The 22,884-nt window shown below is 73.5% G+C and carries 20 protein-coding genes; 6 read left to right on the forward strand and 14 right to left on the reverse strand.

What is annotated here, in order from left to right:
• Positions 1-310: 310 nt before the first annotated feature.
• Complete coding sequence (locus tag AB0E05_RS09430) at positions 311-808, forward strand: hypothetical protein (RefSeq protein ID WP_361961018.1); 498 nt, start codon at positions 311-313, stop codon at positions 806-808.
• Here the strand turns inward: AB0E05_RS09430 and AB0E05_RS09435 are convergent.
• The 7 genes from AB0E05_RS09435 to AB0E05_RS09465 all read right to left on the reverse strand — a co-directional run bounded on the left by AB0E05_RS09435 (position 783) and on the right by AB0E05_RS09465 (position 11,156).
• Positions 783-2,378: a helix-turn-helix domain-containing protein gene (locus tag AB0E05_RS09435; protein WP_361961020.1), complete on the reverse strand. Its 1,596-nt coding sequence runs from the start codon at positions 2,376-2,378 to the stop codon at positions 783-785. The two genes, AB0E05_RS09430 and AB0E05_RS09435, sit on opposite strands and share 26 nt — an antisense overlap.
• Before the next feature lie 387 nt (positions 2,379-2,765).
• Positions 2,766-3,215, reverse strand: a complete 450-nt coding sequence (locus tag AB0E05_RS09440) for an ester cyclase (protein ID WP_361961022.1) — start codon at positions 3,213-3,215, stop codon at positions 2,766-2,768.
• 73 nt (positions 3,216-3,288) lie between these two features.
• Positions 3,289-4,689 (reverse strand): nitrate/nitrite transporter, encoded by a 1,401-nt coding sequence (locus tag AB0E05_RS09445; RefSeq protein ID WP_361961024.1) that lies wholly within the window; start codon positions 4,687-4,689, stop codon positions 3,289-3,291.
• Positions 4,686-5,144, reverse strand: a complete 459-nt coding sequence (nirD, locus tag AB0E05_RS09450; protein WP_361961026.1) for a nitrite reductase small subunit NirD — start codon at positions 5,142-5,144, stop codon at positions 4,686-4,688. Before nirD ends, AB0E05_RS09445 begins: the two co-directional genes overlap by 4 nt.
• Positions 5,141-7,747, reverse strand: coding sequence for a nitrite reductase large subunit NirB (gene nirB / locus AB0E05_RS09455; RefSeq protein ID WP_361961028.1), 2,607 nt, complete (start codon positions 7,745-7,747; stop codon positions 5,141-5,143). The genes nirD and nirB overlap by 4 nt, the downstream gene beginning before the upstream one ends.
• A complete protein-coding gene (locus AB0E05_RS09460) occupies positions 7,744-8,997 on the reverse strand; it encodes an FAD-dependent oxidoreductase (RefSeq protein ID WP_361961030.1) in 1,254 nt (417 codons plus the stop codon). The genes nirB and AB0E05_RS09460 overlap by 4 nt, the downstream gene beginning before the upstream one ends.
• On the reverse strand, positions 8,994-11,156 hold the full coding sequence (locus AB0E05_RS09465) for a molybdopterin oxidoreductase family protein (protein WP_361961032.1): 2,163 nt from the start codon (positions 11,154-11,156) through the stop codon (positions 8,994-8,996). Before AB0E05_RS09465 ends, AB0E05_RS09460 begins: the two co-directional genes overlap by 4 nt.
• A gap of 191 nt (positions 11,157-11,347) precedes the next feature.
• Between AB0E05_RS09465 and AB0E05_RS09470 the strand changes: the two genes are divergently transcribed.
• Positions 11,348-12,487 (forward strand): uroporphyrinogen-III synthase, encoded by a 1,140-nt coding sequence (locus AB0E05_RS09470; protein WP_361961034.1) that lies wholly within the window; start codon positions 11,348-11,350, stop codon positions 12,485-12,487.
• The gene (locus AB0E05_RS09475) at positions 12,484-13,194 is read left to right on the forward strand and encodes a CbiX/SirB N-terminal domain-containing protein (protein ID WP_361961036.1); all 711 of its coding nucleotides are present in this window, start codon (positions 12,484-12,486) and stop codon (positions 13,192-13,194) included. The genes AB0E05_RS09470 and AB0E05_RS09475 overlap by 4 nt, the downstream gene beginning before the upstream one ends.
• On the opposite strand, the gene AB0E05_RS09480 is transcribed toward AB0E05_RS09475, so the two are convergent.
• From AB0E05_RS09480 to AB0E05_RS09510, 7 genes are all read right to left on the reverse strand, one after another.
• Positions 13,184-14,182 (reverse strand): alcohol dehydrogenase catalytic domain-containing protein, encoded by a 999-nt coding sequence (locus AB0E05_RS09480; protein ID WP_361961038.1) that lies wholly within the window; start codon positions 14,180-14,182, stop codon positions 13,184-13,186. The genes AB0E05_RS09475 and AB0E05_RS09480 overlap by 11 nt on opposite strands.
• A 118-nt stretch (positions 14,183-14,300) precedes the next feature.
• Positions 14,301-14,516, reverse strand: a complete 216-nt coding sequence (locus tag AB0E05_RS09485) for an EF-hand domain-containing protein (RefSeq protein ID WP_361961040.1) — start codon at positions 14,514-14,516, stop codon at positions 14,301-14,303.
• Between the two features lie 108 nt (positions 14,517-14,624).
• The gene (locus tag AB0E05_RS09490) at positions 14,625-15,335 is read right to left on the reverse strand and encodes an ADP-ribosyltransferase (RefSeq protein ID WP_361961042.1); all 711 of its coding nucleotides are present in this window, start codon (positions 15,333-15,335) and stop codon (positions 14,625-14,627) included.
• A gap of 118 nt (positions 15,336-15,453) precedes the next feature.
• The gene (locus AB0E05_RS09495; RefSeq protein ID WP_361961044.1) at positions 15,454-16,701 is read right to left on the reverse strand and encodes a hypothetical protein; all 1,248 of its coding nucleotides are present in this window, start codon (positions 16,699-16,701) and stop codon (positions 15,454-15,456) included.
• Complete coding sequence (locus tag AB0E05_RS09500) at positions 16,701-17,477, reverse strand: polysaccharide deacetylase family protein (RefSeq protein ID WP_361961046.1); 777 nt, start codon at positions 17,475-17,477, stop codon at positions 16,701-16,703. The genes AB0E05_RS09495 and AB0E05_RS09500 overlap by 1 nt, the downstream gene beginning before the upstream one ends.
• Before the next feature lie 420 nt (positions 17,478-17,897).
• The gene (locus AB0E05_RS09505) at positions 17,898-18,416 is read right to left on the reverse strand and encodes an ATP-binding protein (RefSeq protein ID WP_361961048.1); all 519 of its coding nucleotides are present in this window, start codon (positions 18,414-18,416) and stop codon (positions 17,898-17,900) included.
• Between the two features lie 332 nt (positions 18,417-18,748).
• The gene (locus tag AB0E05_RS09510) at positions 18,749-19,534 is read right to left on the reverse strand and encodes an enoyl-CoA hydratase-related protein (RefSeq protein WP_361961050.1); all 786 of its coding nucleotides are present in this window, start codon (positions 19,532-19,534) and stop codon (positions 18,749-18,751) included.
• 261 nt (positions 19,535-19,795) lie between these two features.
• Between AB0E05_RS09510 and AB0E05_RS09515 the strand changes: the two genes are divergently transcribed.
• The 3 genes from AB0E05_RS09515 to AB0E05_RS09525 all read left to right on the forward strand — a co-directional run.
• Positions 19,796-20,242, forward strand: a complete 447-nt coding sequence (locus AB0E05_RS09515) for a hypothetical protein (protein WP_361961052.1) — start codon at positions 19,796-19,798, stop codon at positions 20,240-20,242.
• A complete protein-coding gene (locus AB0E05_RS09520) occupies positions 20,242-22,341 on the forward strand; it encodes a hypothetical protein (protein WP_361961054.1) in 2,100 nt (699 codons plus the stop codon). The genes AB0E05_RS09515 and AB0E05_RS09520 overlap by 1 nt, the downstream gene beginning before the upstream one ends.
• A partial coding sequence (locus tag AB0E05_RS09525) for a hypothetical protein (protein ID WP_361961056.1) occupies positions 22,341-22,884 on the forward strand: 544 nt, incomplete at its 3' end. The genes AB0E05_RS09520 and AB0E05_RS09525, both read left to right, overlap by 1 nt.

Genomic DNA, 22,884 nt, shown 5'->3' on the forward strand with positions numbered 1-22,884 from the left:
CCAGCGATCGAGGGCGGCGCGGTAGCGGGCGCCTGCGGCCAGATCGTCGGGGTGCACACCCCGGCGTCGTGGGAGACCCACGCCGCGCACGCCGCCGAAGCCGCGGCATCGTCCTCAGGCGTACGCCGCAGAGCGGCCCGGGTGAGCACCGTGCACCCATCTTCCGCCGGGATTGAGCATCGTGCCTGGTGGTGGTGGGCACGAGCAGTGCATAGCGTCACTGACCGGTCGGCCCCTCCGCGGACCCGACCGCGGCATCAGCTCCATCCGCGCGCTTCGGCCGCGGAGTCCCGAACGGTCAGGAAGCACAGTGAAGAAGACGGTCACCGCCCTCTCCCGGGGCATGCTCGCAACGGCGCTGGCCGCCGGAGGGCTGCTGGTCTCCGGTAGCCCGACGGCGGCGGAGACGGCGGCGCGCAAGGGGTGTTCCGCGCAGCAGCACAAGGAGTTCGCCACCTCGGGGTACAACACGGACGTGTACCTCACGCTCTGCGTGGCACGCCGCGGCGGCGGCGTCATCGCCAGCGCCGACGGGTACTACATCGACGGCGGCGGAAAGCGGAAGTTCGACAACTTCGACATCCAGATCCGGCTCGAACGCAACAACAAGGACCTCACGGTCTCGCTCTGCGACATCACCGCGGAGATCAACCGGGCCGAAGACGGGCCGATCCAGTGCCAGACGAAGTTCTTCGCGACGGGGAACGAAAAGGGCCTCACCGCCGACGGGAAGGTCAACTACGACCTGGACGCGGACGGCAAGGGCGGCTACACGTGGGCGCTCACGGGTTCGTCGCCGCTCCAGTAGGGCGGCGTTCGCCGGGACCTGCGGTCTCCTGCGTCCGCCGCGGCTGGGGCGGCGAACCGCCCGTCGGGGGGCCGGCGGTTCCGGACTCGGCCGCGAGGGCGTGGACCAGGTCGTAGACGCCCGAGTGGGTGCCCAACAGGTCGCGGTGGAGCAGTCGCCCGGCGGTGCGCAGGCGGTCGCCGACCGTGTTGCGTCCGACGCCGAGGGCGCGGGACGCCTGGCGGGCGTCCGTGTTGGCCTCGACCCAGGCCGACAGGGTGCCCCGGAGGTCGCGGGGGCCGTCCGGGAGCGGGGCGAGGAAGGTACGGGCCCAGCTCACCGCGGGCGGAGTGCACAGCAGGTCTTCCAGGACAGGGGCGGGGCGCGACACGGGGGTGCGCGCCCCGCCCCCGGGAACGGACAGGGCCAGGGCGAGCGCCGCTCGGGAGCGGACGTCGCCCAGGTCCAGGCCGAGGGCCTGCCCGGCGCGGTCGAGGTGGGCGGCGACGCTGTTGCGGCTGACGCCCAGCAGGCGGGCGACGCCGGACCGGGGGAAGGTCAGCGACAGCCGGGTGATCTCGTGCGTCAGCTTCGGAACGGTCGCCAGCGGTCGCAGTACGTCGTGGGCCCAGGCCCCGGCCGGGTCGGCCGGCAGCACCCGCCCCAGCGACACCGCGCCGCCGGACAGCGCGACCCGGCCGGGGGCGCGGCGCGCGACCGCCAGGGCGTGGCGGGCCTGTTCGTAGGCGTCGGACGTCGCGTCGAGGGGGTGGGGATCGCTCACGCCCAGCGCGTAGTGGCCGTGCTCCGCCACCAGGCGCCGCAGTGCGGCCCGGGGGCCGTCGGGCTCCTCGGGCGCGTCCTCGGCGATCAGGCAGATCAAGTGGTCGTCGTAGACCGGGCAGCGGACCATCAGGGCCGGGCCGTGGTAGCCCGAGGCGTCCTGGAGTTCGCGGGCTATGCGGTCGCGGTCCTCGGCGCCGCAGCGCAGCAGTTCGACCCGGAGCCAGTCAGCGCCCAGCAGGTCCGGGACGGCGCCGGCGGTCATCCGCCGGGCCAGTACGGGATCTCCGGCCATCAGGGCCATGAAGACCGCCAGCCGCAGCTGCCCGGCCTTGCGGTGGTACTCGCGCGAGGCCGCGTCGGCGCGGTTGGCCCGGCGCAGCAGCACCATCAGGCCGCCGGTGTGCGCGGCGAGGAGGGCGGCCTGACGGCCTAGGGCGTTGGGTGCGGCCACCACCAGCACGGGGCGGGGGACCCGTTCGCCGAGGGCTTCCAGACGTACCTTCACGGGGCCCGCGTCGGTGGCCGCCTCGGTCGCCGCGGCGTCCAGGGCGCCGTCCGACAGCCGTTCGAGCAGGGGCCGCAGCGCGCGCAGCACCTGCCGGGGGAACGCGGCCCCCGCCACCTCGACCGTGCCGGCGCGGTCGACCAGCGCGACGTCCGCGCCGAGCTGGCCGCCCAGCCACTCGGCCAGTTCGCGCGGGTCAAGGGCCGCGTCCTCGGACTGCCGGCGCCCGACCAGGCGCAGGAGTTCGTGGAGCGGTCTCGCCCCGTCGTGCCCGTCGACGTCGCCCGAAGCCACGCGCATGCCCCCCTCGTCCGGACGTCCCTGGGTCCGGGCCTTCCCGTGCGTCGATTGATTGCCGCTCGTACCCCGCCGCCCTGCGCGGGCGGCCCGGCCGCTCCGGTGCTCCAGGAGCCTCGGACCGCCGCCGGGCGCGGGCCGCGGTGCGCCCGGGACGGGGCGACAGGCGAACGGGGTTCCGAACGGGACATCGAATCACGTTGGCCCGGTGATCGCCACGGTCGTCCACGTACGGAAGGCGTGCCACCGAGTGCTCCGGGGCGTCTCCCGTCACCCCTTACTGATCAACGGTTCAGCAGGACGACCGCTTCCGCATCGTAAGGGGTCGGGTCAGGGAGCGGCGAGGGCGGGCCCTTCGCCCCGGCCGGGGCCAGGCCGAAAAGGGTCCCGTCAGCCGGTGATCTGCTGCATGAGCGTCGCCATGTCCGGCGCGACCCACTCCTCGGCGATCTTGTCGCCTTCCATCCGGTAGAGCTCGATGCTGTGGAAGCTCACGGGGCGGTGCGTCGCCGGCACGCCCTGGAAGGTGCCCTCGTGCGTGCCGTGCATACGGACGCGGGTGGCCACCCTGTCGCCGGCGGCGAACAGCTCCTCGACGTCGATCCGCAGGTCGGGGAAGGCTTCGTGCATGGCCGCCACGCCCGGCCTCCAGTGCTCCCGACCGCGCAGCGGCTCGGGCAGCCCCGGCAGGTTGGCGACGAAGTCCTCCGTCAGCATCCCGTAGACGGCGTCGACGTCGCCGTCCTGCAGCGTCGCGAACGCCGTGCGCAGCAGGGCCATGTTCCTCCCCGTGGCGTCAGCGGGCGGGGGCGCTGCGGTCGGGTGGGCATCGGTCGTCATGGCGTCCTCTTTTCGGTGGATCGGTGGAGCGGACCGTACGCCCTTCAGTAGAGGAGCTGCCGTCGCGTCAAGGTCAAGCGACGGCGTCCCGCCGCCCGCCGCCGCGCCGCAGATAGACCGCCCACGTCACCGTCGCGCACACCGCGTACGCGCCGAGGAACGTCCAGTACGCCGCGTCCCCGCTGCGGCTGCTCAAGAACGCCTGCCGGAAAGCGACGTTCACCAGCACCCCGCCGAACGCGCCGATCGCCCCGGCCAGCCCGATCAGCGCCGACGCCCGCCGCCGGGCGTCGCGCTCCGCGCCCGGCACGTCCGCTCCGGCGGCGATCGCGGCCCGCGCCCTGGCCTGGAAGACCGCCGGGATCATCGTGTACGTCGAGCCGTTGCCGACGCCGCTCAGCGCGAACAGCGCCACGAAGCCCACCAGGAACAGCGGCAGGGAGCCGTGGTGGGAGGCCGCCAGCACCGCCGCCGTGCCGCCGGCCATCGCGACGAACGTCCACAGCGTCACCGCGGCCCCGCCCCAGCGGTCCGCGAGCCGCCCGCCGACGGGCCGCGTCAGGGACCCCAGCAGCGGGCCGAGGAAGGTCAGGTAGGCCGCCTTCACCGGGGTGTCGAAGTGCTCGGGGAACTGCACCTGGAGCACCTGTCCGAAGGCGAAGCCGAAGCCGATGAACGAGCCGAAGGTGCCGATGTACAGCAGGGACATGACCCAGCTGTGCGGCTCCCGGACCACCTCGCGCAGCGCGCCCCGGTCGTTCTTCAACTGCGTCAGGTTGTCCATGCGCAGCGCCGCGCCCAGCGCGGCCAGCACGATCAGCGGCACGTACACCAGCGGGACCAGCCGCGGGTGCGCCGTGCCCGCGGTGGCGAGGACGAGCAGGCCGACCAGTTGCACGGCGGGCACCCCGAGGTTGCCGCCGCCCGCGTTGACGCCGAGCGCCCAGCCCTTGAGGCGCTGCGGATACAGCGCGTTGACGTTCGCCATCGAGGAGGCGAAGTTGCCGCCGCCGACGCCGGCGACGCAGGCCACGGCGAGCAGGGTGCCGTACGAAACCCCGGGCTGGAGCACGAGCCCGGCGAGCACCGTGGGCACCAGCAGCAACAGCGCGCTGAACACGGTCCAGTTCCGGCCGCCGAACCGCGCCACCGCGTAGGCGTACGGCAGGCGCAGCACGGCGCCCAGCACCGTCGGCAGCGCCGTGAGCGTGAACTTGCCCGCCGCGTCGATGCCGTACTCCGGGCCGAGGAAGAGCACGAGCACCGACCACAGGCTCCACACGGAGAAGCCGATGTGCTCCGAGAGCACGGAGAAGACCAGGTTGCGGCGGGCGATGCGGGCGCCGTGCCGCCGCCAGAACTCCTCGTCCTCCGGGCGCCAGTCCGCGATGTCGCGCGAACCGCCCGCCGCGGCCGGAGCGTCCGGCGCGGCCGGGGCCGTGGGCGTGCGTTCGGTGTCGACTGACGTGCTCATCGGCAGCCCTTCATTGGCACGGAAGCCGGCACGGAAGCCGGCACGGAAGCCGGTACGGAACAGGGGTCGGCGGCGCCCGTGCGGACCGGCCAGACGCGCAGCGCCGCGGGGCTGCCGTCGGGGGCCGTGTCCTCGTCCAGGCAGCGGCCGTCGCGCAGGTCGAAGACCTGCTTGTACATGGGGGACGCGACGGTCGGGGCGTCGCCGCGGCTGCCGAGGATGCCGCGCGCGATCACGTACGCGCCGCTGAAGGGGTCGCGGTTGTCGACGACGTACAGCGCGCCGGACCGGTCGCGGAAGAGCGCGACCTGCTCGCCGTTCCCGCTGAGCGCGGCCACGCCGCGGCCGGGCACCAGGTCGTCGTAGTCGCAGATCCGGGTCCACGACGTGCCGTCGAAGATCTCCACGGGGACGGAGACGGGAACGGAGACGGGAACGGGAACGGGGGTGCTCATGCGGTGCGCACCTCCAGCCGGGCGCCGGCCACGAGCGGCCGGCCGTCCTCGTCCGCGCGGGCGGGCCGGACCTGGCCCCGTTCGGGCACGAAGGTGACGGCGGGGTCGGGCGTGCCGGGCGCGTTCACGAACGACGCGAAGCGGCGCAGCCGTTCGGGGTCGTCCAGCACGGCCGCCCACTCGTCCCGGTAGCCGCCGACGTGGCGCGCCATCGCCGCGTCCAGTTCGGCGCAGATGCCCAGCGCGTCGTCCAGGACGACCGCCCGCACGTGGTCGAGGCCGCCCTCGATGCGCTCCAGCCAGACCGAGGTGCGCTCCAGCCGGTCGGCGGTGCGGATGTAGAACATCAGGAACCGGTCGACGGTGCGGATCAGCGTGGCGCGGTCGAGGTCGGCGGCGAGCAGGTCGGCGTGGCGCGGCGTCATGCCGCCGTTCCCGCCGACGTGGAGGTTCCAGCCGCTGGAGGTGGCGATGACGCCGAAGTCCTTGCTCTGGGCCTCGGCACACTCGCGGGCGCAGCCGGAGACGGCGGACTTGAGCTTGTGCGGGGAGCGCAGCCCCCGGTAGCGCAGCTCCAGCTCGATCGCGAGGGCGACGGAGTCCTGTACACCGTAGCGGCACCAGGTCTCGCCGACGCAGGACTTCACGGTCCGCAGGGACTTGCCGTAGGCGTGGCCGGATTCGAAGCCGGCGTCCACCAGCCGGCGCCAGATCGGGGGCAGTTGGTCGACGCGCGCGCCGAACAGGTCGATCCGCTGCCCTCCGGTGATCTTGGTGTAGAGGCCGAAGTCGCGGGCGATCTCGCCGATCGCGATCAGCCCGTCGGGGGTGATCTCGCCGCCGGGGATCCGCGGCACCACCGAATAGGAGCCGTTGCGCTGGAGGTTGGCGAGGAAGTGGTCGTTGGTGTCCTGGAGCGCGGCCCGTTCGCCGTCCAGGACGTGGCCGTCGGCGAGGCCGGCGAGGATCGAGGCGACGGCCGGTTTGCAGACGTCGCAGCCCTCGCCGCTGCCGTGGGCGTCGATCAGGGCGGAGAAGGTGGTGGTGCCGGTGGCGCGGACGATCTCGTACAGTTCGGCGCGGGTCTGGGCGAAGTGCTCGCACAGGCCGCGGAAGACGCTGGCGCCGCTCGCCGCCAGTTCCTCGGTGACGAGGGAGTCGAGGAGCTTGACGCAGCTTCCGCAGCCGGTGCCGGCCTTGGTGCACTTCTTGACCTCGGGGACGGTGGTGCAGCTCTTGTCGTGGACGGCGGTGCGGATCTCGCCGCGGGTGACGTGGTGGCAGGAGCAGACGACGGCGTCGTCCGGCAGCGCGAGGGGGCCGGCGGGGGCGAGCCCGGCGGGCAGCACCAACTGCTCGGGCGGGGTCGTCAGCGGTTGGCCGCCGATCGTCAGCGGTCGCAGCAGGCCGTACGCGTCGGTGTCGCCGACGAGCACGCCGCCGAGAAGCCGCCCGTCGCGGCCGATGACCAGCTTCTTGTAGACGCCGGAGCGGCTGTCGCTGTAGAGCACGTCGAGGCAGTCGCCCGCCGTGCCGTGGGCGTCGCCGAAGCTGGCGACGTCGACGCCGAGGAGCTTGAGCCGGGTGGAGGTGTCGGCGCCGGTGAAGGCGGTGTCGGGGGACGGGGCGCCGGCCAGGGCGCGGGCGGCGGTCTCGGCCATCGCGTAGCCGGGGGCGACCAGGCCGTACACCGTGCCGTCGACGGCGCGGGCGCACTCCCCGACGGCGTACACGTGCGGATCGCGGGTGCGGCAGTGCTCGTCGACGACGATGCCGCCGCGGTCGCCGACCGGCAGGCCGCCGTCCCGGGCCAGTTGGTCGCGCGGGCGCACCCCGGCGGCGAAGACCACCAGGTCGCAGGGGAGTTCGCGGCCGTCGGAGAGCTCCACGGCGCGCACCCGGCCGTCGTCGGCGGTGAGCACGGCGCGGGTGCCGGTGCCCGTGTGGACGGTGACGCCGAGGTCTTCGACCTTGCGGCGCAGCAGCCGTCCGCCGCCGTCGTCGAGCTGGACGGCCATCAGCCGGGGGGCGAACTCGACGACGTGGGTGTCCAGGCCGAGCGCGGTGAGGGCGCCGGCGGCCTCCAGGCCGAGGAGTCCGCCGCCCACGACGACGCCGACGCCGCCGCGCCGGCCGGCGTCGGCGCGGATCGCGGCCACGTCCTCAAGGGTGCGGTAGACGTGGCAGCCCGCCGCGGAGCGGCCGGGCACGGGCGGTACGAACGGGGACGAGCCGGTGGCCAGCACCAGCGCGTCGTACCCCACCCGGTGCCCGGCGGCGGTGGTGACGGTGCGCGCGGCGCGGTCGACGGCGGTGACGGGGTCGGCCAGCCGCAGCTCGATGCCGTGGTCGGCGAAGAAGCCGGGCGGGGCGAGGGCGAGTCCTTCGGCGTCGGTGCCGGAGAACCACGACGTCAGCTGGACCCGGTCGTACGCCGGGCGGGGCTCCTCCGCGAGGACGGTGATCCGCCAGCCGGCGGCTGCGGGCAGCTCGACCCAGGTCTCCAGGAAGCGCTGGCCGACCATGCCGTGGCCGACGAGGACGAGGTCACGCAGCGGGCGGGCGGCCCGGGGACGTTCCGGGCGGGTCGGGTGGGGCGTCATGGCAGGTCTCCCTGAGCGGCGGCGGTGAGCAGGTGGAGGGGCGGGTCGGGCAGGGGGTCGTCGCGCTCGTACGCACGGATCAGGTCGCCCACCGTGGCCAGGTCGCCGACGAGGATCGCGCCGACGAGCCGGTCGCCGCGCCGCACGAGCTTCTTGTAGCTGCCGCGCGTCGCGTCGGTCAGCCGCAGCACGTCCAGCTCGGGGTCGGCGCCCGGCCCTTCCGCTTCGAGGTGTGCCGGACCGCAGGCCGCGTACTCCAGCGGTCCGGCGCTGAGCCGGGCCAGCGGACGCGAGCCGGCGTGGACGGCGTCGGGGCGCGCCCCGGAGAGCCGGGCGGCGAGCACGTCGGCCTGGTCCCACGCGGGCCCGGACAGCCCGTGCACCGCGCCGCGGTGTTGGGCGCAGTCGCCGATGGCGTACGTGCGGGGCGCGGACGCGGCGAGCGCGTCGTCGACGACCACGCCGCGGTCGACGACGAGCCCGGCGGCGTGGGCGAGCGCGGTGCGCGGCCGCACCCCGCAGGCGAGGACGACGAGGTCGGTGTCGAGGCGGTAGCCGCTGGCCAGTTCGACGGTGCAACCAGGACCACCGCTGCCGCCGCGGCGGTCGACGACGGCCCGGGCGCGGTTTCCGGCGTACGTCTCGACGCCGATTCCGCGCAGCGCGGTGCGCAGGGCGGCTGCCGCGTCCGCGTCGAGCTGCCGCTCGATCAGATGGGGCCCCTGGTGGACGATCTCGACGGCGATGCCGAGTGCGGCGAGCGCCCCGGCGACGCTGACGCCGAGCACCCCGCCGCCGACGACCACCGCGCGCCGCGCCGCACCGGCGGCCTCGACGAGCCGGGCGCAGTCGTCGAGGGTGCGCAGGGCGTGGACGTCGTCGCGCAGCCCGCCGCCATCGGGGCGGCGCAGTCCGCGCACCGGCGGCAGCACCGGGTTGGCGCCGGTCGCGAGGACGAGTTCGTCCCATCGCGCGGCGCTGCCGTCGGCGAGGGTGAGCGTGCGGGCGGCGACGTCCACGGCCACCACCTCGCTGCCGATCCGCACCCCGGCGGCGCCGACGGGCAGCGCGATCGCCTCCGCGTCGTAGCGCCCGGTGAGCACGTCGGCGAGCAGGACGCGGTTGTACGGGGCGCGGGGCTCGGCGCCGTAGAGGGTGACGTCGGCGGTGCCGCCGAGGGCGGTGAACCGTTCGGCGAAGCGCGCGGCGGCCATCCCGGCGCCGACGACGGCGATGCGGCGGACGCTCACGTGCCGTCCCCCGCGCGTGCCGCGCCGGGGCGCACCGCTTCGACCCGTACCGCGCACACCTTGAACTCGGGCATCTTCGACGTCGGGTCGAGCGCCGGGTTGGTGAGCGTGTTGGCGCGGCCGGCGCCCGGCCAGTGGAAGGGCATGAAGACGGTGTCCGGTCGGATCGCGGCGGTGATCCGGGCCGGTGCGACCGCCCGGCCGCGGCGGGAGGTGACCGCGAGCAGTTCCCCCTCCCCCACCGCCAGTTGCCGCGCGAGCAGCGGGTGCAGCTCGACGAACGGGCCCGGCGCCGCGGAGTTGAGCGCGTCGACCCGGCGGGTCTGCGCACCGCTCTGGTACTGGGAGAGCACCCGCCCGGTGGTCAGGTAGAGCGGATACGTCGCATCGGGCTCCTCCGCGGCCGGCCGGTGGGTGACTTCGGCGAAGCGGGCGCGGCCGTCGTCGGTGGCGAAGGCGTCCAGGAAGAGCCGGGGCGTGCCGGGGTGGTCCTCGCTCGGGCAGGGCCAGAAGACGCCGTCCTCGGCGCGGATCCGTTCGTAGCTGATGCCGGCGTAGTCGGCGGCCCCGCCGGCGGAGGCGCGGCGCAGTTCGTCGAAGGCGGTGCGCGCGTCGGCGGGGAAGCCGCGGTGGACGCCGAGGCGCGCGGCGAGTTCGCGCAGCAGCCACAGGTCGCTGCGGACGCCCTTCGGCGGGGCCGTGGCGCGTTGGCGCAGGATGACCCGCCCTTCGAGGTTGGTCACGGTGCCGGTCTCCTCCGCCCACTGGGCGGCGGGCAGCACCACGTCGGCGAGGCGCGCCGTGTCGGAGAGCACGACGTCGCTGACGACCAGCAGGTCCAGCGAGCGCAGCCGCTCGGTGATCCGGTTCGCGCGCGGGGCGGAGACGACGGGGTTGGACCCCATCAGCAGCAGCCCGCGCACCCCGTCGGGGCCGGGCCGCCCGAGGCCGTCCAGGAGTTCGTACGCCGAACGGCCCGAGCGCGGCAGCGCGTCGGGGTCCACGCCCCACACCCCGGCGACGTGCGCGCGGGCCGCCGGGTCCTCGATCGAGCGGTAGCCGGGGAGTTGGTCGGCCTTCTGGCCGTGCTCGCGACCGCCCTGACCGTTGCCCTGGCCGGTGAGGCAGCCGTAGCCGCTGTGGAGCCGGCCCGCCTTGCCGGCCGCCAGGCACAGGTTGATCCACGCTCCGACGGTGTCCGTGCCCTTGCTCTGCTGCTCCGGGCCCCGCGCGGTCAGCACCATGCCGGTCCGGGCCCGGCCGAAACGGTGGGCGGTCTCGCGCAGCAGGGCCTGGGGGACGCCGGTGAGCCGTTCGACGCGCTGCGGCCAGTGCGCCGTCGCGGCGGCCCTGGCCTGCGCGAAGCCCCTGGTGCGGGCCGTGACGAAGTCGGTGTCGACCAGGTCGTCGGCGATCAGGAGGTGCAGCAGGCCGAGCGCGAGGGCCAGATCGCTGCCGGGCAGCGGTTGGAGGTGGACGTCGGCCAGTTCGGCGGTGCGGGTGCGACGCGGATCGACGACGATCAACGTGCCGCCGTTCCGGCGCAGTTCGCGGAAGTAGCGCAGCGCGGGCGGCATCGTCTCGGCGGGGTTGCCGCCGACCAGGACCAGACAGTCGGTGCGGGCGACGTCCGCGAGCGGGAAGGGCAGCCCGCGGTCGATCCCGAAGGCGGCGCGGCTCGCGGCGGCGGCCGAGGACATGCAGAAGCGGCCGTTGTAGTCGATGGTGGCGGTCCGCAGCACGACCCGGGCGAACTTGCCCAGCAGGTACGCCTTCTCGTTGGTGAGCCCGCCGCCGCCGAAGACGCCGACGGCGTCGGCGCCGTGCTCGTCGCGGATCCTTCCGAAGCCGTGCGCGACCTTCTCCAGCGCCTCGTCCCAACTCGCCTCCCGCAGCGCGCCGCGGTGGCGCACCAGGGGCACGGTCAGCCGGCTCGTGGGGCGCAGCAGGTCGGCGGCCGACTGGCCCTTGCCGCACAGCGCGCCCCGGTTGACCGGGAAGGCGGGTCGCTCGACGACCGTCACCGCGGGCCCGTCGCCCGAGGTGAGGCGCATGCCGCACTGGAGGGAGCAGTACGGGCAGTGGGTGTCGGTGGCGGCACCCGCGGCAGCGGCGGCAGCGGCGGCAGCCACCGCGTCGGCTTCGGTCGGGAGGGTCATGCCGACGACCCTGACCGCGGGTCGTTACGCCGCCTGGTCGTCCGTGTTGCGGACGTGGCAAGCGTCGCTCACGCCCCGGTCGGCCCGTGGTGCGCCAGCCGACACGTGCCGTAACGCGGATCGGCCGTTGTCTCACCCGTCCGTGACGTCGGGGCAACACCCCGGAAACCGCGCCGGCCGAGTCTGCGTCCATGGCCCCCTCCGCCGCCCCCTCCCCCGCCGCGCCGCCCGACCCGCTGACGGGCTTCACCGTCGGCGTGACCGCCGCGCGCCGCCGTGACGAACTCGTCGCCCTGCTGGCCCGCCGCGGCGCCCGCGTGGTCGAGGCGCCGGCGCTGCGCATCCGCCCCCTCGAAGACGACGCCGCCCTGCGCCGGGCCACCGAGCAGTGCGTGTCCTCGCCGTTGGACTACGTGGTGGCCACCACCGGCGTCGGCTGGCGCGGCTGGATGAGCGCCGCCGACGGCTGGGGGTACGGCGCGGCGCTCGCCGCCGCCTGCGGAGGCGCGCAGGTGCTGGCCCGCGGCCCGAAGGCGACCGGTGCCGTCCGCGCCAGCGGGCTGCGCGAGACGTACGCCCCCGCCAGCGAAGCCGTCGACGAACTGCTGGCGTGGCTGCTGGCCCGGCCGCTCGCGGGCCGGCGGGTCGCCGTGCAGGAACACGGGCTGCCGCTGCCCGCGTTCGCCGCGGCCCTGCGCGAACGCGGCGCCGACGTGGTGCCGGTCCCCGTCTACCGATGGGCGCCGCCGAAGGACCCGGGGCCGCTCCAGCGGCTCGTGGAGCAGACCGTACGGCGCGAAGTGCACGCGCTGACCTTCACCAGCGCGCCCGCGATCACGGCCTTCCTGGAAGCCGCAGCCGCCGAGGGGCGGCACCCGCAGGTGCTGGCGGCGCTCGCCGACGACGTGCTGCCGGTCTGCGTCGGCCCGGTCTGCGCCCGGCCCCTGCTCGGCGCCGGGCTGCCGGCGGTGTGGCCCGAACGCGGACGCCTCGGCGCGCTGGTGCGCACGGTGGCCGAGGAGCTGCCCGCCCGCAGCCGTCGCGAACTCCACGTCGGCGAGCGCACGTTGGTGCTCCAAGGCAGCCTGCTGCTGATCGACGGGGAGAGCCACTGGCTCTCGCCCAAGGGCGCGACCTTGCTGCGGGCGCTGGCCCGGCGGCCGGGCCGGGTCCTCAGCCGCGCCGAGCTGTTGCGCCGCGCCTGGCCGGACTCCGACGCCGACGAACACGCCGTCGAAGCAGCGATCGGCCGGCTGCGCACCGCCCTCGGGCCGTACGGCGACCTGGTGCGCACCGTCCCCAAGCGGGGCTACCGCCTGGCGGCGCCGTGACGCCGCTGCGGCCGACGCTGCTCGCCGTGGCGCACGGCACCCGGGACGCGCAGGGCGTCGCGGTCGTCGAAGCCCTGGTCGGCCGGGTGCGCGCGCTCCGCCCCGAACTGCGCGTCGAACGCTGCTTCCTCGACCTGGTCGCCCCCGCGCTGCCCGCGGCGCTGGCCCGGCTCGCCGGTGACGTGGTCCTCGTCCCGCTGCTGCTCGGCGCCGGCTACCACCTGCGGGTCGACATCCCCGCGGCCCTCGCCGGCGCACCGCGGGTGAACGCCCGGGTGGCCCGCGCCCTCGGCCCCCACCCGCTGTTGGCCGACGCCCTCGCCGACCGGCTCGCCGACGCCGGCTGGCGCCCCGCGCGGGGGCCGGTGGTGCTCGCGGCGGCCGGGTCCACCGATCCCGCCGCCAACGCCGACGCCGCGGCCGTCGCCGCGCTGTTGCACCGCCGGCTGCCGGGCGCGCCCCGGGTCGTACCGGCGTACCTCTGCGCGGCGGGCCCCACCCCGGCCGCCGCGGTCGCCGCCCTGCGCGCCGAGGGCCACCACCGCGTCACCGTCGCCCCGTACCTGCTGGGCCCCGGCTTCTTCGCCCGCCGCGCCGCCGGGGCCGGCGCCTGCCGCACCTCGGCGCCGCTCGGTGCGCACGACGCGCTGGCCCGTCTCGTCGCCCTCCGCTACGACGAGGCGTCCGGACGGGCGCTCAGAGCGTGAGGACCGCCCGGAAGCGCGCGCTGCCCATCGTCTGGTACGCCTCCTCGGCGTCCTCCAGCGGATGCGTGCGGACCAGCGGCCGTACGCCCTTGAGCGCGGCGAAGGCCATGGCGTCCTCGCTGTCCTTGGCGTGGCCGCTGTACCAGCCGGTGACGGTGCGGCGGCCGAAGACCAGTGCCTGGGGGTCGATCGGGACCGGCTCGGGGCCGGCGCCGATGACGATCAGCCGGCCGTTGGGGGCGAGCCCCCGCAGCAGTTCGGCCTGGGCCGCGGCGACGGCGACCGTGGAGAGGACGACGTCGGCGCCGCCGAGCGCGGCGAGCGCGCTGCCGGGCCCGTCGCCCGCGGTGCTGTCCACGTACTCGTCGGCGCCCAGCTCCCGCGCGATCTCCTCCTTGTCCCGCCCCCGGTTGATCGCGACGGTCCGCAGGCCCATCTTGTCGGCGAACTGGAGCGCGAGGTGCCCGAGGCCGCCGATGCCCTGCACGGCGACGGTGTCCCCGGGGCCGGCGCCACTGTGCCGCAGCGCGTTGAAGGTGGTGAGGCCCGCGCACATCAGCGGCGCGGCCTCCTCGAAGGAGAGGGCTTCGGGGACGTGGGCCAGGGCGTCCTGCGGGACGACGAGGTACTCGGCGTAGCCGCCGTCGTCGTGGACCCCGACGATGCGGGCCTCCGCGCAGTTCGCGAAGTCCCCGGCGCGACAGCGGGAGCAGACGAAGCAACTGCCGCCGTGCCAGCCGACGCCGACCCGGTCGCCGGTGCGCCAGGCCGTGACGCCCGGCCCGGCCAGGTCGACGGTCCCGGCGACCTCGTGCCCGGGGACGCGCGGCAGCCGTACGCCGAGCAGTCCGGAGCGCGCGATGCCGTCGCCGCCGCACACCCCGCAGGCCCGGACGCGGACCCGCACCTGCCCGGGGCCCGGCTCGGGGTCGGGCAGCTCGGTGAGGACGAACGGGGTGTTCGCCTCGACGACCTGTACGGCTCGCATACGGGCAGCATCCGGCGGGTGCGGCGGGCCCGCAACCGGATCCCGCGGCGCGTCCGCCCCGGCCCGGACGTGCGGAAGGGCGGCCACCCGGGGGTGACCGCCCTTCCGTCGACGTGCCTCAGGCCTTGCTGAAGGAGGTCCAGAACTCCTCGAAGGTCAGCTTGCCGTCGCCGTTGAGGTCCTTCGACTTGATCACCGCTTCGGCGACCGTTTCCGTGACGTTGAAGTCGCCCAGCTGCGCCATCACGCTCTTGTACTCGGACGCCGTGATCAGACCGTCGCCATCCAGGTCGTACCGGTCGAACGCCCTGCGGGCCGCTTCCTTGTCCGCCACTTCCTCTGCCCCTCCTCGGTGCACTACTGACGGGGTCAGATTATCGGTCCGAGTCACCCCAACGGCCCAAGGGGCGGCCCTAGGACCTGTCTTACGGATCAGGCTGGATCAGCGACCGGCGAGGGCCGGGACCTCGGCGGGCGCCGGCTCGACGCTCGCCGCCGGATGTGCCGCGCGCCAGGGCTCGTAGTACGGGTTGTCCTGGCACTCGCTCATGATCTCGACCTTCTTGACCTTGTCGACGGGGCAGACGCCGACGATGAACTCGCGCGCCACCCCGCCGGGGAACGCCACCTCGACCTGGTCGGCGTACTGGTGGGTGTCGCCGATGGTCTTGTTCACGTCGACCCCGCCGGGGGCGTCAATGTAGTAGTTCCAACCGTTCTTCCACGACTTGTACAGGTCGTGGTTGTACGAGGTGGAGACGTACGGGGAGGGCTGGTTGACCAGGACGTACTTCTCCACGTCGTACTGGCCGTCCAGCGGTGCCTTGGGGTGGAAGCCCTGCTCGAAGACGATCTCCGGGCCGCGGCCGTCGGTGCGGTAGAGCTGGAGGCAGTTGGCGCGCCAGGCGGGGGCGGGCGTGATGCGGTTGACGTCCACGCGCCGGTCGGCGGCGGCGTGGAGGCGGTCCGCGACCGCGGGGCAGGAGTTGGCGGGGGCGGCGGCGCGGTTCGCCTGCGCGGGCACGGCGGGTGCGGCGGGTGCGGCGGACTCCGCCGCGGGGGTCGCGGACGACGAGGCCGCGGCGGGGAGGAGAGCGGCCGACAGGGACAGGATGAGAACGGCGGCCCGGGGCCGCAGTCGGGTGGTGATCATGGGATCACCCTCCCGGCCGACGGCCACCGGGCCGGACAACATCACCGGTTGGTGGGCGAGTTGGGGCGCACGGCTGACGCAGGAGTGTTCGCCGCGGCAGCGGAGCGGCCCCCGCCGCTCACCGGAAGACGCCGGTGTGCCCCAGGGAGTAGCGGCCGGGCTGGGGGTAGAAGGCGAGCCCGTGGGGGCCGTCGCCCACCGGGATCCGGGCCAGTTGCCTGCCGGTCTTCGTGTCGATCGCGTACACCTCGGCGTCGTACCGGCCCGACAGCCAGAGCACCTTGCCGTCGGCGGAGACCCCGCCCATGTCGGGGCTGCCGCCGTCCGGGAGCCACCACTTCTTGGTGAGCTTGTTCTGCGGGAAGTCGAAGACGGAGACGGAGCCCTCGCCGCGGTTGGGGATGTACATCTCCTTGGAGTCGCGGCTGATGTAGAGGCCGTGGGCGCCCTCGCCGGTGGGCAGCAGCGTGGGGGTGGTGAACTTCTCCCCGTCGAGCACCCACACCCCGTGCGCCATCATGTCGGCCACGTAGAAGGTCCTGCCGTCCGGGGAGAGCTTCACGTCCTGCGGCATGGCGCCCTCGAAGGGCAGCTTCTGCTGGCCGACGACCTCCATCTTCTCCGTGTCGACCTTCAGCAGCTCGCCGGAGAACTCGCAGGAGACGATGAAGTACCGCCCGTCGGCGGAGAAGTCGGCGTGGTTGACGCCGTAGCAGGTCACGGGGGTGGTCTTGACCCGGTCCATGGTGTGCGGATCGCGGAAGACCAGCTCGCGGTCCATGGAGGCCATGACGACCGCGTGCTTGCCGTTGGGCGTGAAGTACAGGTTGTACGGGTCGTGGACCTCGACCTCCTTGCCGGCCTTGCCGGTGGCGGGGTCGATGGGGGTGAGGGTGTGGCCGCGGTTGTTGTTCACCCACAGGGTCTTCAGGTCCCAGGAGGGGACGACGTGCTGCGGTTGGATCCCGACGTCGATGGTGTCCACCACCTCGTAGGTGGCGGGGTCGATCACGGACACGGTGTTGGAGTTGGTGTTGGGGACGTACACCTTCGTCGGGAAGCCCTTCACCACCGGGGAGAGCGCGCCCGGGCGGTCCGCCGCGTAGATGTCCTTCGGGTCGAGCACCGGCGGCATCCCGGGCAGCCCGGGCGGGGCGGCGGGCTTGGTGGCCTTCTTCGCCGCGGCGGCCTTGGACGCGTCCGTCCGGGTGGACTGGCCGGCGTCGGCGCCGCAGCCGGCGACCAGGGCGAGCAGGGCCCCGGCACACACCACCCGACTGCGCCGGGAGAGCCGGGCGGGCCGGCGGGAGCGGGCCGGGGACGGCAGGGATGACGGGGGCGACGGGGACGGCAGGGGGATGCGCATCAGCTCAGCAGCTCCGTGGTGGTCACCGCGCGCAGTCCGCGGCGGTGGAGGTCGTCGAGGAGGGCGGGCAGTGCGGCGACCGTGTCCGCATAGCCGAAGTGCAGGCTGACCACCGATCCGCGCTGGATCTGCCCGGCGACAGTGCGGGTCACGGCCGTGGCGCCGGGCGAGGTGGAGTCGAGGGAGTCCAGGTCGTACGAGAGGACGTGGGGGTAGCCGGCGCGCTGGGCGAGCCGGGTGACGAGGGGCGTCGCGGAGTCGGTGCGCGAGGGGCGGAACCAGGTGCCGATGGAACCGGTGAGCCGGTGCAGCCGGTCGGCGCACCCGGTGATCTCGGCGTACGCCTCGTCCTCCGGCAGCTCGTTGATCGTGACGTGGTTCAGGGTGTGGTTGCCGAGGTCGTGGCCGCCGTCGAGGATCCGGCGGGCCATCTCGGGGTGCTGGTCGAGCCAGGTGCCGACGGCGAGCACGGTGATCTTGGCGCCGGCCCGTTCCGCCTCGGCGAGCACGGCGCGCGCGGTCGCCGGGTCGCCGCCGCCGTGGAAGGTCAGGGCGACCCGGGCGCGGTCGGTGGGGCCGTGGGTGATCTGGGCGGGCTGGCCCGGGTAGCGCCGGGCGGCGGGGGCGACGGGCGGGCGGCCGGCCGCGGCGGCGGGGGCGCTGGCCGCCGGTGGGCCCGGGGCGCGACCGCCGTCGGCGCAGCCGGAGGCGAGGGCGCCGGCGAGGGCCGCCCCCGCTCCGGCGCGCAGGACACGGCGGCGGTCGGTCGGGGTCATAGCTGAGGACGCTAGACAGCCAGTACGAAAAAAGTACCGATTAGACCGATTCAGGTAGTTTCGCGAGGCGCCTCCGACGCCACCCGGGCGAGGCGCGCCCACTCAGCGTGAAACAGGGAAATGTTCATCGAGGGCAGCGTTTAGGTGATGTTTATGAGGCCAGTGCGCCATCTCACCTGAGATCTTCATGAGATGCGTCCGCTTTGCTCACCTTTGGGGGATTGCAGAGTTTGGGGGAAGTGCCCCTATCTGCCATAGTCGGGAGCACGACCGCCCTTGACCCGGGCTCGGTCGTTGACAGTGGTCGTGGACACACCCCTTTTGCCGCGGCCCTTCCTCAGAAGCCCCCCGTTTGGCCGCACACCGGTTCGCGCGGGGGCTTCTGGTTTCCAGGCCCCTCCGTCGAACGTCCGCCGGACGTCAGGGCTGTGGGGTGTGCCGCTGCGGGACCCGCATCTCGAACCAGGTGGTCTTGCCGCGCGGCAGCAGGTCGACGCCCCAGCGACTGGACAGCTCGTCCACGAGGAAGAGCCCGCGCCCGCTGACGTCCAGCGGCTGCACGGGGAGCAGACAGGGCAGCCCGCGCGAAGGGTCCCGGACCTCGACCCTGATCAGGCCCGGGCGGCGCGACATCCGCAGCCCGAAGGACCGGGCGCCGGTGTGCCGGACAGCGTTCCCGACGAGTTCCGAGACGAGCAGCACGGCGGACTCGGCCAGCTGCACGGAGAGCGCCCACTGCCGTACGACCACGGAGTGGGTGAGGCGGCGGGCGATGGCGGCGGATTCCGGCCGGGACGGCAACAGCACCTCGGCCTCGGTCGGGTCTCCGAAGAGCTCCAGCGCCTTGTGCGCCTGGTCGTCCTCGATGGCCGTCACCCACCGCGTAGCGGTCGCGCCGGCGCGCTGCCGCGGCTGTTCCACACCTTCGAGGCCCGCCATGCCCCCATCATGGCCGTCAGGGGCGGTTTCCGTGACCGAACCAGCGGAATACGACTCCCGGAACGAGCTGCTCCGCGGGCGCCTGTTGGCATATGACATGGACCCCATAGGGACCGTCGTGCCCACCGTGAACTGCGTTGACACCCTGTCAACAAGGTCTCTCGGAAGCCTTGTGGGATTGCACGACCCTTAAGGTGGTCTTAAGGCAGCAATAAGGAAGACTCACCCTTACCGGCCATCCCCGCCGCCCCGACTCACCCTCGTACGAGTCAGCTTCAGGGGTCCGGAGCGCGGGGTGGCGGCGATGTCGGGGTCCGCGGGGGTGGCGGACGTCAGCGGAAGACCGCCTTGCCCGGTCCCTCCTCGACGAAGCTGCGCATCCCGCGCTCCTTGTCCTCCGTCGCGAAGAGCCCGGCGAACCAGTTCCGTTCGATCGCCAGCCCGGTCTCGACGTCCGTCTCCAGCCCCGCGTCCACGCACTCCTTCGCGGCCCGCAGCGCCAACGCCGGCCCCTTCGCCAGCTTCGCGGCCCACGCCCGCGCCTGTTCGTACACCTCGGCCGCCGGCACCACCCGGTCCACCAGCCCGATCTCCAGCGCCTCCGCAGCCCGCACCTGACGCCCGGTGAAGATCAGGTCCTTCGCCTTCGACGGCCCCACCAGCCGCGCCAGCCGCTGGGTGCCGCCCGCGCCCGGGATCAGCCCCAGCAGGATCTCCGGCTGCCCGAGCTTGGCGTCGTCCGCGGCGATCCGGAAGTCGGCGCAGAGCGCCAGCTCGCAACCGCCGCCCAACGCGTACCCGGTGACCGCGGCCACCACCGGCTTCGGAATCCGCGCGACGGCGGTGAACGCCTCCTGGAGCCCACGGGAGCGGACCACCATCGCGGCGTGGTCCATCGTCTGCATCTCCTTGATGTCCGCCCCCGCGGCGAACACCTTCTCCCCGCCGTACAGGACCACGGCCCGCACGTCGTCCCGCCGCCCGATCTCTTCGGCCAGCTCGCGCAGCCGGTCCTGGAGCGCGATGTCCAACGCGTTCATCGGCGGACGGTCGAGCCGGATCGTCCCGACGCCGTCGGAGACTTCGAGGGTCACGGTGGTGACGGATGCAGAGGTCATGCCAGCAGGTTAACCGCCGCTAACGCGAATGCCGCCGGTGCGCTGGCTCACACCGGGCCCATCCACCGTCCGACGAGCACGTATGCTGCGGCGGGGTGCGCCGGGAAGTCTGGTCGGCAGTGAGTCCGACCTGCCCGGGAGCCCTCTAGTGCCGCACCCCCCTTCACGTACAGCCCGCTTCCGGTGCTGTGCCGCTCCCCGTACGGGCCCCGCCGCGCGCGGGTCGGACCGGCCGGCACACCGCGAAGAGAGGCATCCGTCATGTCCTGGGACGAATGGCACCAGCTCAAGAACGAGGCAGCACAGCGCAGCAGCGCGGAGATGCAGCTCAACCGGGCGCCCGCCACCGGCGGCGGTGCGGGCGGGCAGGGTGATCTGAAGGTGGACCAGCAGGACCTCGCCGCCGTGGGGGACAGCGCGTTCAAGCTCTTCGAGAAGCTCGGCCGGCACGGCCGTGACGCCTGGTCCCCCAGCCAGAACGCGGCCACCAGCCTCAGGACCCAGGGCTTCGAGCTCGGCGGCGGTCTCGACCACGTGCAAAAGCGCTGGGAGAGGCAGTTGCAGACGCTGCTGGACGCCTGTGCGCACATCTCCAACCACATGGACTTCACCCGGAACGCCCACGCCGGGGACGAGTACCACATCGCCTCCACCGTCAGCTCCATCGCGGACCTCGACAAGGGCTTCCAGGAAGGCGGCCGGCGCTGATGGACCTCGACACGCTGCGCCAGGGGAACTTCACGCTGCTCAACCAGGCCGTCGCCGCCTGGTCCGGGGTGGTGGACCGGCTCAAGGAGATCGAGACGGACGCCCGCGACGACATGAAGGCCAAGGCCGACAAGGCCGACTGGGCGGGCGTCAACGCGACCGTGTCCCGGGCCTTCATCGCCAAGACCGCCGGCGAGTTCACCGACGCCGTCAGCCAGGCGACGACGATCCGCGACATCCTCCGGGACACCCACGACGAACTCGTCAGCTACCGGGGGCAGCTCGGCCGGGCCATCGACCGCGGCACCGGGAAGAACATCACCGTGAGGCCCACCGCGGGGGGAGGCTTCACGGTGACGATGCTCGTGCACCCGGATCGCGCCGCCGCCGGCACCAAGGTCCCCGAGCACTCGCAGCAGGACGTCGACGACCTGCGCGACGAGGTCCAGCGCATCCTCGACGGGGCGACGGAGAGCGACTCGTCCGCCGCCCAGACACTGCGGATGATCGCCGACCACGCCGAGTTCGGCTTCTCCGACGTGACGTACCAGGACCGGGACTCCGCGGCCAAGGCCATCCGGGAGGCGGAGGACGCGGCGAAGCTCATCAAGGAGAAGGGCGACGAGATGTCGCCCGCTGAGCTGACGAGGCTCAACTCCACGCTGGCGGCGAACGCGGCCAACCCCTTGTTCCAGGAGCGGTTCGCCACGTCGCTGGGCCCCAAGGGCGTGCTCGCATTCTGGTCCGACGTCGCGGACCCCGCGACCACCAAGGACCTGGTGCGCACCTCCCCCGAGCAGCTCGGCACCCTCCAGCGCCAGCTGGGCCTGACCCTCGCCGGCGCGACGCGGTCCGACAGCCCCGCGATGCGGCAGTGGGAGGACGACATGGTGCACCTCTCCGACGAGCGGTACCAGAACCGCGGCAGCACGGTGTACGGGTACCAGGTCATGAGCAACCTGATGCGCTCGGGCGACTGGGACGCCCGGTTCCTGAACGAGTACGGCAATGCGCTGGTGGGCCGGGAGAAGGAGATGAAGCTCCCGGACCGGCACTGGAACGGCGGGGTCGGCGGGCCGCCCATGCCGAAGATGAACTTCCTGGACGACAGGGAACTCGGCCGCGACCCGATGACCGGCTTCATGACCGCCCTGACCCGCAACCCGGACGCGGCGACCGACTTCTTCACCACCACCGAGCCGCAGGACAACGCCGCCTGGGTGCTCAAGGACCGCTCCACCTTCGACGACTCCCCGCTGCACGACGGGCCGAACGAGGCGCTGGACGCGACGGGCCGGGCGATGTTCGCGGCCGTTTCGGGCATCAGCGATCCCGGAGCCGAGGGCGCGCGGTTCGTCGAGCACACGCCAGAGCACCGCGAGGCCATGAAGCGCTCGCTGGAGCACCTGGCGGCGGCGGGCAACGACTTCCCGCCGGAGCTGCGCGACGACATGGCCCGCGCCATGGGCAACCACGGCGAGGCCGTGCACCGCAGCATGAGCCACCCCATGAACAAGGGCGAACTCGACGCGGGACAGCTGATGGAGGTCAGCAAGCAGATATCCCGCAACCAGCAGTCCTACGGCCTGCTCAACGAGCAGATGAACTACGCGATCCGCCACGACATCCACACGGAGAAGGACCATCCGGAGGACAGCCTGAACCGTGCGGGACGCACCATCGGCTTCCTGGAGGAGGCCCGCTACCAGGCCACCAACGACCAGAAGGGGAACGACCTGACCGACGCGTCCTGGAAGAAGACGTGGACGTACCACCTCGTCGGCGGCGCCGTGACGCCCCTCGGCGGGGGCCTGGTCGGCGACCCCTTGCAGCGCGGGGTCGACGCGGCGACGACGGCCTGGCTGAACCAGGAGTCGGAGCGCATCAACGAGAAGGCCACGGCCGACCACCAGAAGACCTACGACAAGCGCAACGGGCAATTGATGGGCCTGGCCGACGAGTGGTACCAGGTCAACGAGGAGTGGGCCAAGGACCCCGACCACGAGGGCTACTCAAAGAACCAGGGCGTCTACGATCAGATCGCCGCCGCGGCGAACGACGGGAACAAGAAGGCCGAAGGAGTGGCGGGGATCCAGTGATGCGAGCGAAGACGACACGGCGACGCCTGCGGCCCGTGGGCGCCCTCGCCCTCATGGCGCTCCTCCTCGCCGGTTGTTCCGACGGTGGCCGCGACTACGCCGTCCCGAAGGACCTCTGCGGCGTCCCCATGCCGGAGAAGGACCTCGCCCCGCTACTGCCCGATGGGAAGGAGATCCAGTTGTCGTACAAGGAGTTCACCCTGACCGACGCCTGGATCACCTGCGGTGTCGCCGTGGACGAGGCGTCCGTCCTTGAGGCGATGGTCATCCACGAGGACGTGTTCCGCGATCCGATGAAGGACGACACCGGCTTCAAGGTCACCGACAAACGGGAACTCAAGCTGCCCTTCGAGGGCGCAGGCGTCATCGGTGACCTGCGGACCAAAGTGATCGTCCCGTGCGGGACGGCCGAGGCGCCGAACCTCGTCGCCCATCTCACCGTCTACGAGGACACCGACCCGAAGGGGAACGCGGCACGGATCGGCGTGCCCGTAACCCCCTTCCCGCAGTGGCTGCGCTGCACGGCTTGCAATGAGCTTGCCT

Origin of the sequence: Streptomyces sp. NPDC048057 (genome assembly GCF_040653095.1) — a bacterium.
Classification (GTDB): domain Bacteria; phylum Actinomycetota; class Actinomycetes; order Streptomycetales; family Streptomycetaceae; genus Streptomyces.

Coding starts and splice junctions, on each gene's coding strand:
- AB0E05_RS09435 (WP_361961020.1), bottom strand. CDS start 2,378: ATGCGCGTGGCTTCGGGCGACGTCGACGGGCACGACGGGGCGAGACCG.
- AB0E05_RS09440 (WP_361961022.1), bottom strand. CDS start 3,215: ATGACGACCGATGCCCACCCGACCGCAGCGCCCCCGCCCGCTGACGCC.
- AB0E05_RS09445 (WP_361961024.1), bottom strand. CDS start 4,689: ATGAGCACGTCAGTCGACACCGAACGCACGCCCACGGCCCCGGCCGCG.
- nirD (WP_361961026.1), bottom strand. CDS start 5,144: ATGAGCACCCCCGTTCCCGTTCCCGTCTCCGTTCCCGTCTCCGTCCCC.
- nirB (WP_361961028.1), bottom strand. CDS start 7,747: ATGACGCCCCACCCGACCCGCCCGGAACGTCCCCGGGCCGCCCGCCCG.
- AB0E05_RS09465 (WP_361961032.1), bottom strand. CDS start 11,156: ATGACCCTCCCGACCGAAGCCGACGCGGTGGCTGCCGCCGCTGCCGCC.
- AB0E05_RS09470 (WP_361961034.1), top strand. CDS start 11,348: ATGGCCCCCTCCGCCGCCCCCTCCCCCGCCGCGCCGCCCGACCCGCTG.
- AB0E05_RS09480 (WP_361961038.1), bottom strand. CDS start 14,182: ATGCGAGCCGTACAGGTCGTCGAGGCGAACACCCCGTTCGTCCTCACC.
- AB0E05_RS09490 (WP_361961042.1), bottom strand. CDS start 15,335: ATGATCACCACCCGACTGCGGCCCCGGGCCGCCGTTCTCATCCTGTCC.
- AB0E05_RS09495 (WP_361961044.1), bottom strand. CDS start 16,701: ATGCGCATCCCCCTGCCGTCCCCGTCGCCCCCGTCATCCCTGCCGTCC.
- AB0E05_RS09500 (WP_361961046.1), bottom strand. CDS start 17,477: ATGACCCCGACCGACCGCCGCCGTGTCCTGCGCGCCGGAGCGGGGGCG.
- AB0E05_RS09505 (WP_361961048.1), bottom strand. CDS start 18,416: ATGGCGGGCCTCGAAGGTGTGGAACAGCCGCGGCAGCGCGCCGGCGCG.
- AB0E05_RS09510 (WP_361961050.1), bottom strand. CDS start 19,534: ATGACCTCTGCATCCGTCACCACCGTGACCCTCGAAGTCTCCGACGGC.
- AB0E05_RS09515 (WP_361961052.1), top strand. CDS start 19,796: ATGTCCTGGGACGAATGGCACCAGCTCAAGAACGAGGCAGCACAGCGC.
- AB0E05_RS09520 (WP_361961054.1), top strand. CDS start 20,242: ATGGACCTCGACACGCTGCGCCAGGGGAACTTCACGCTGCTCAACCAG.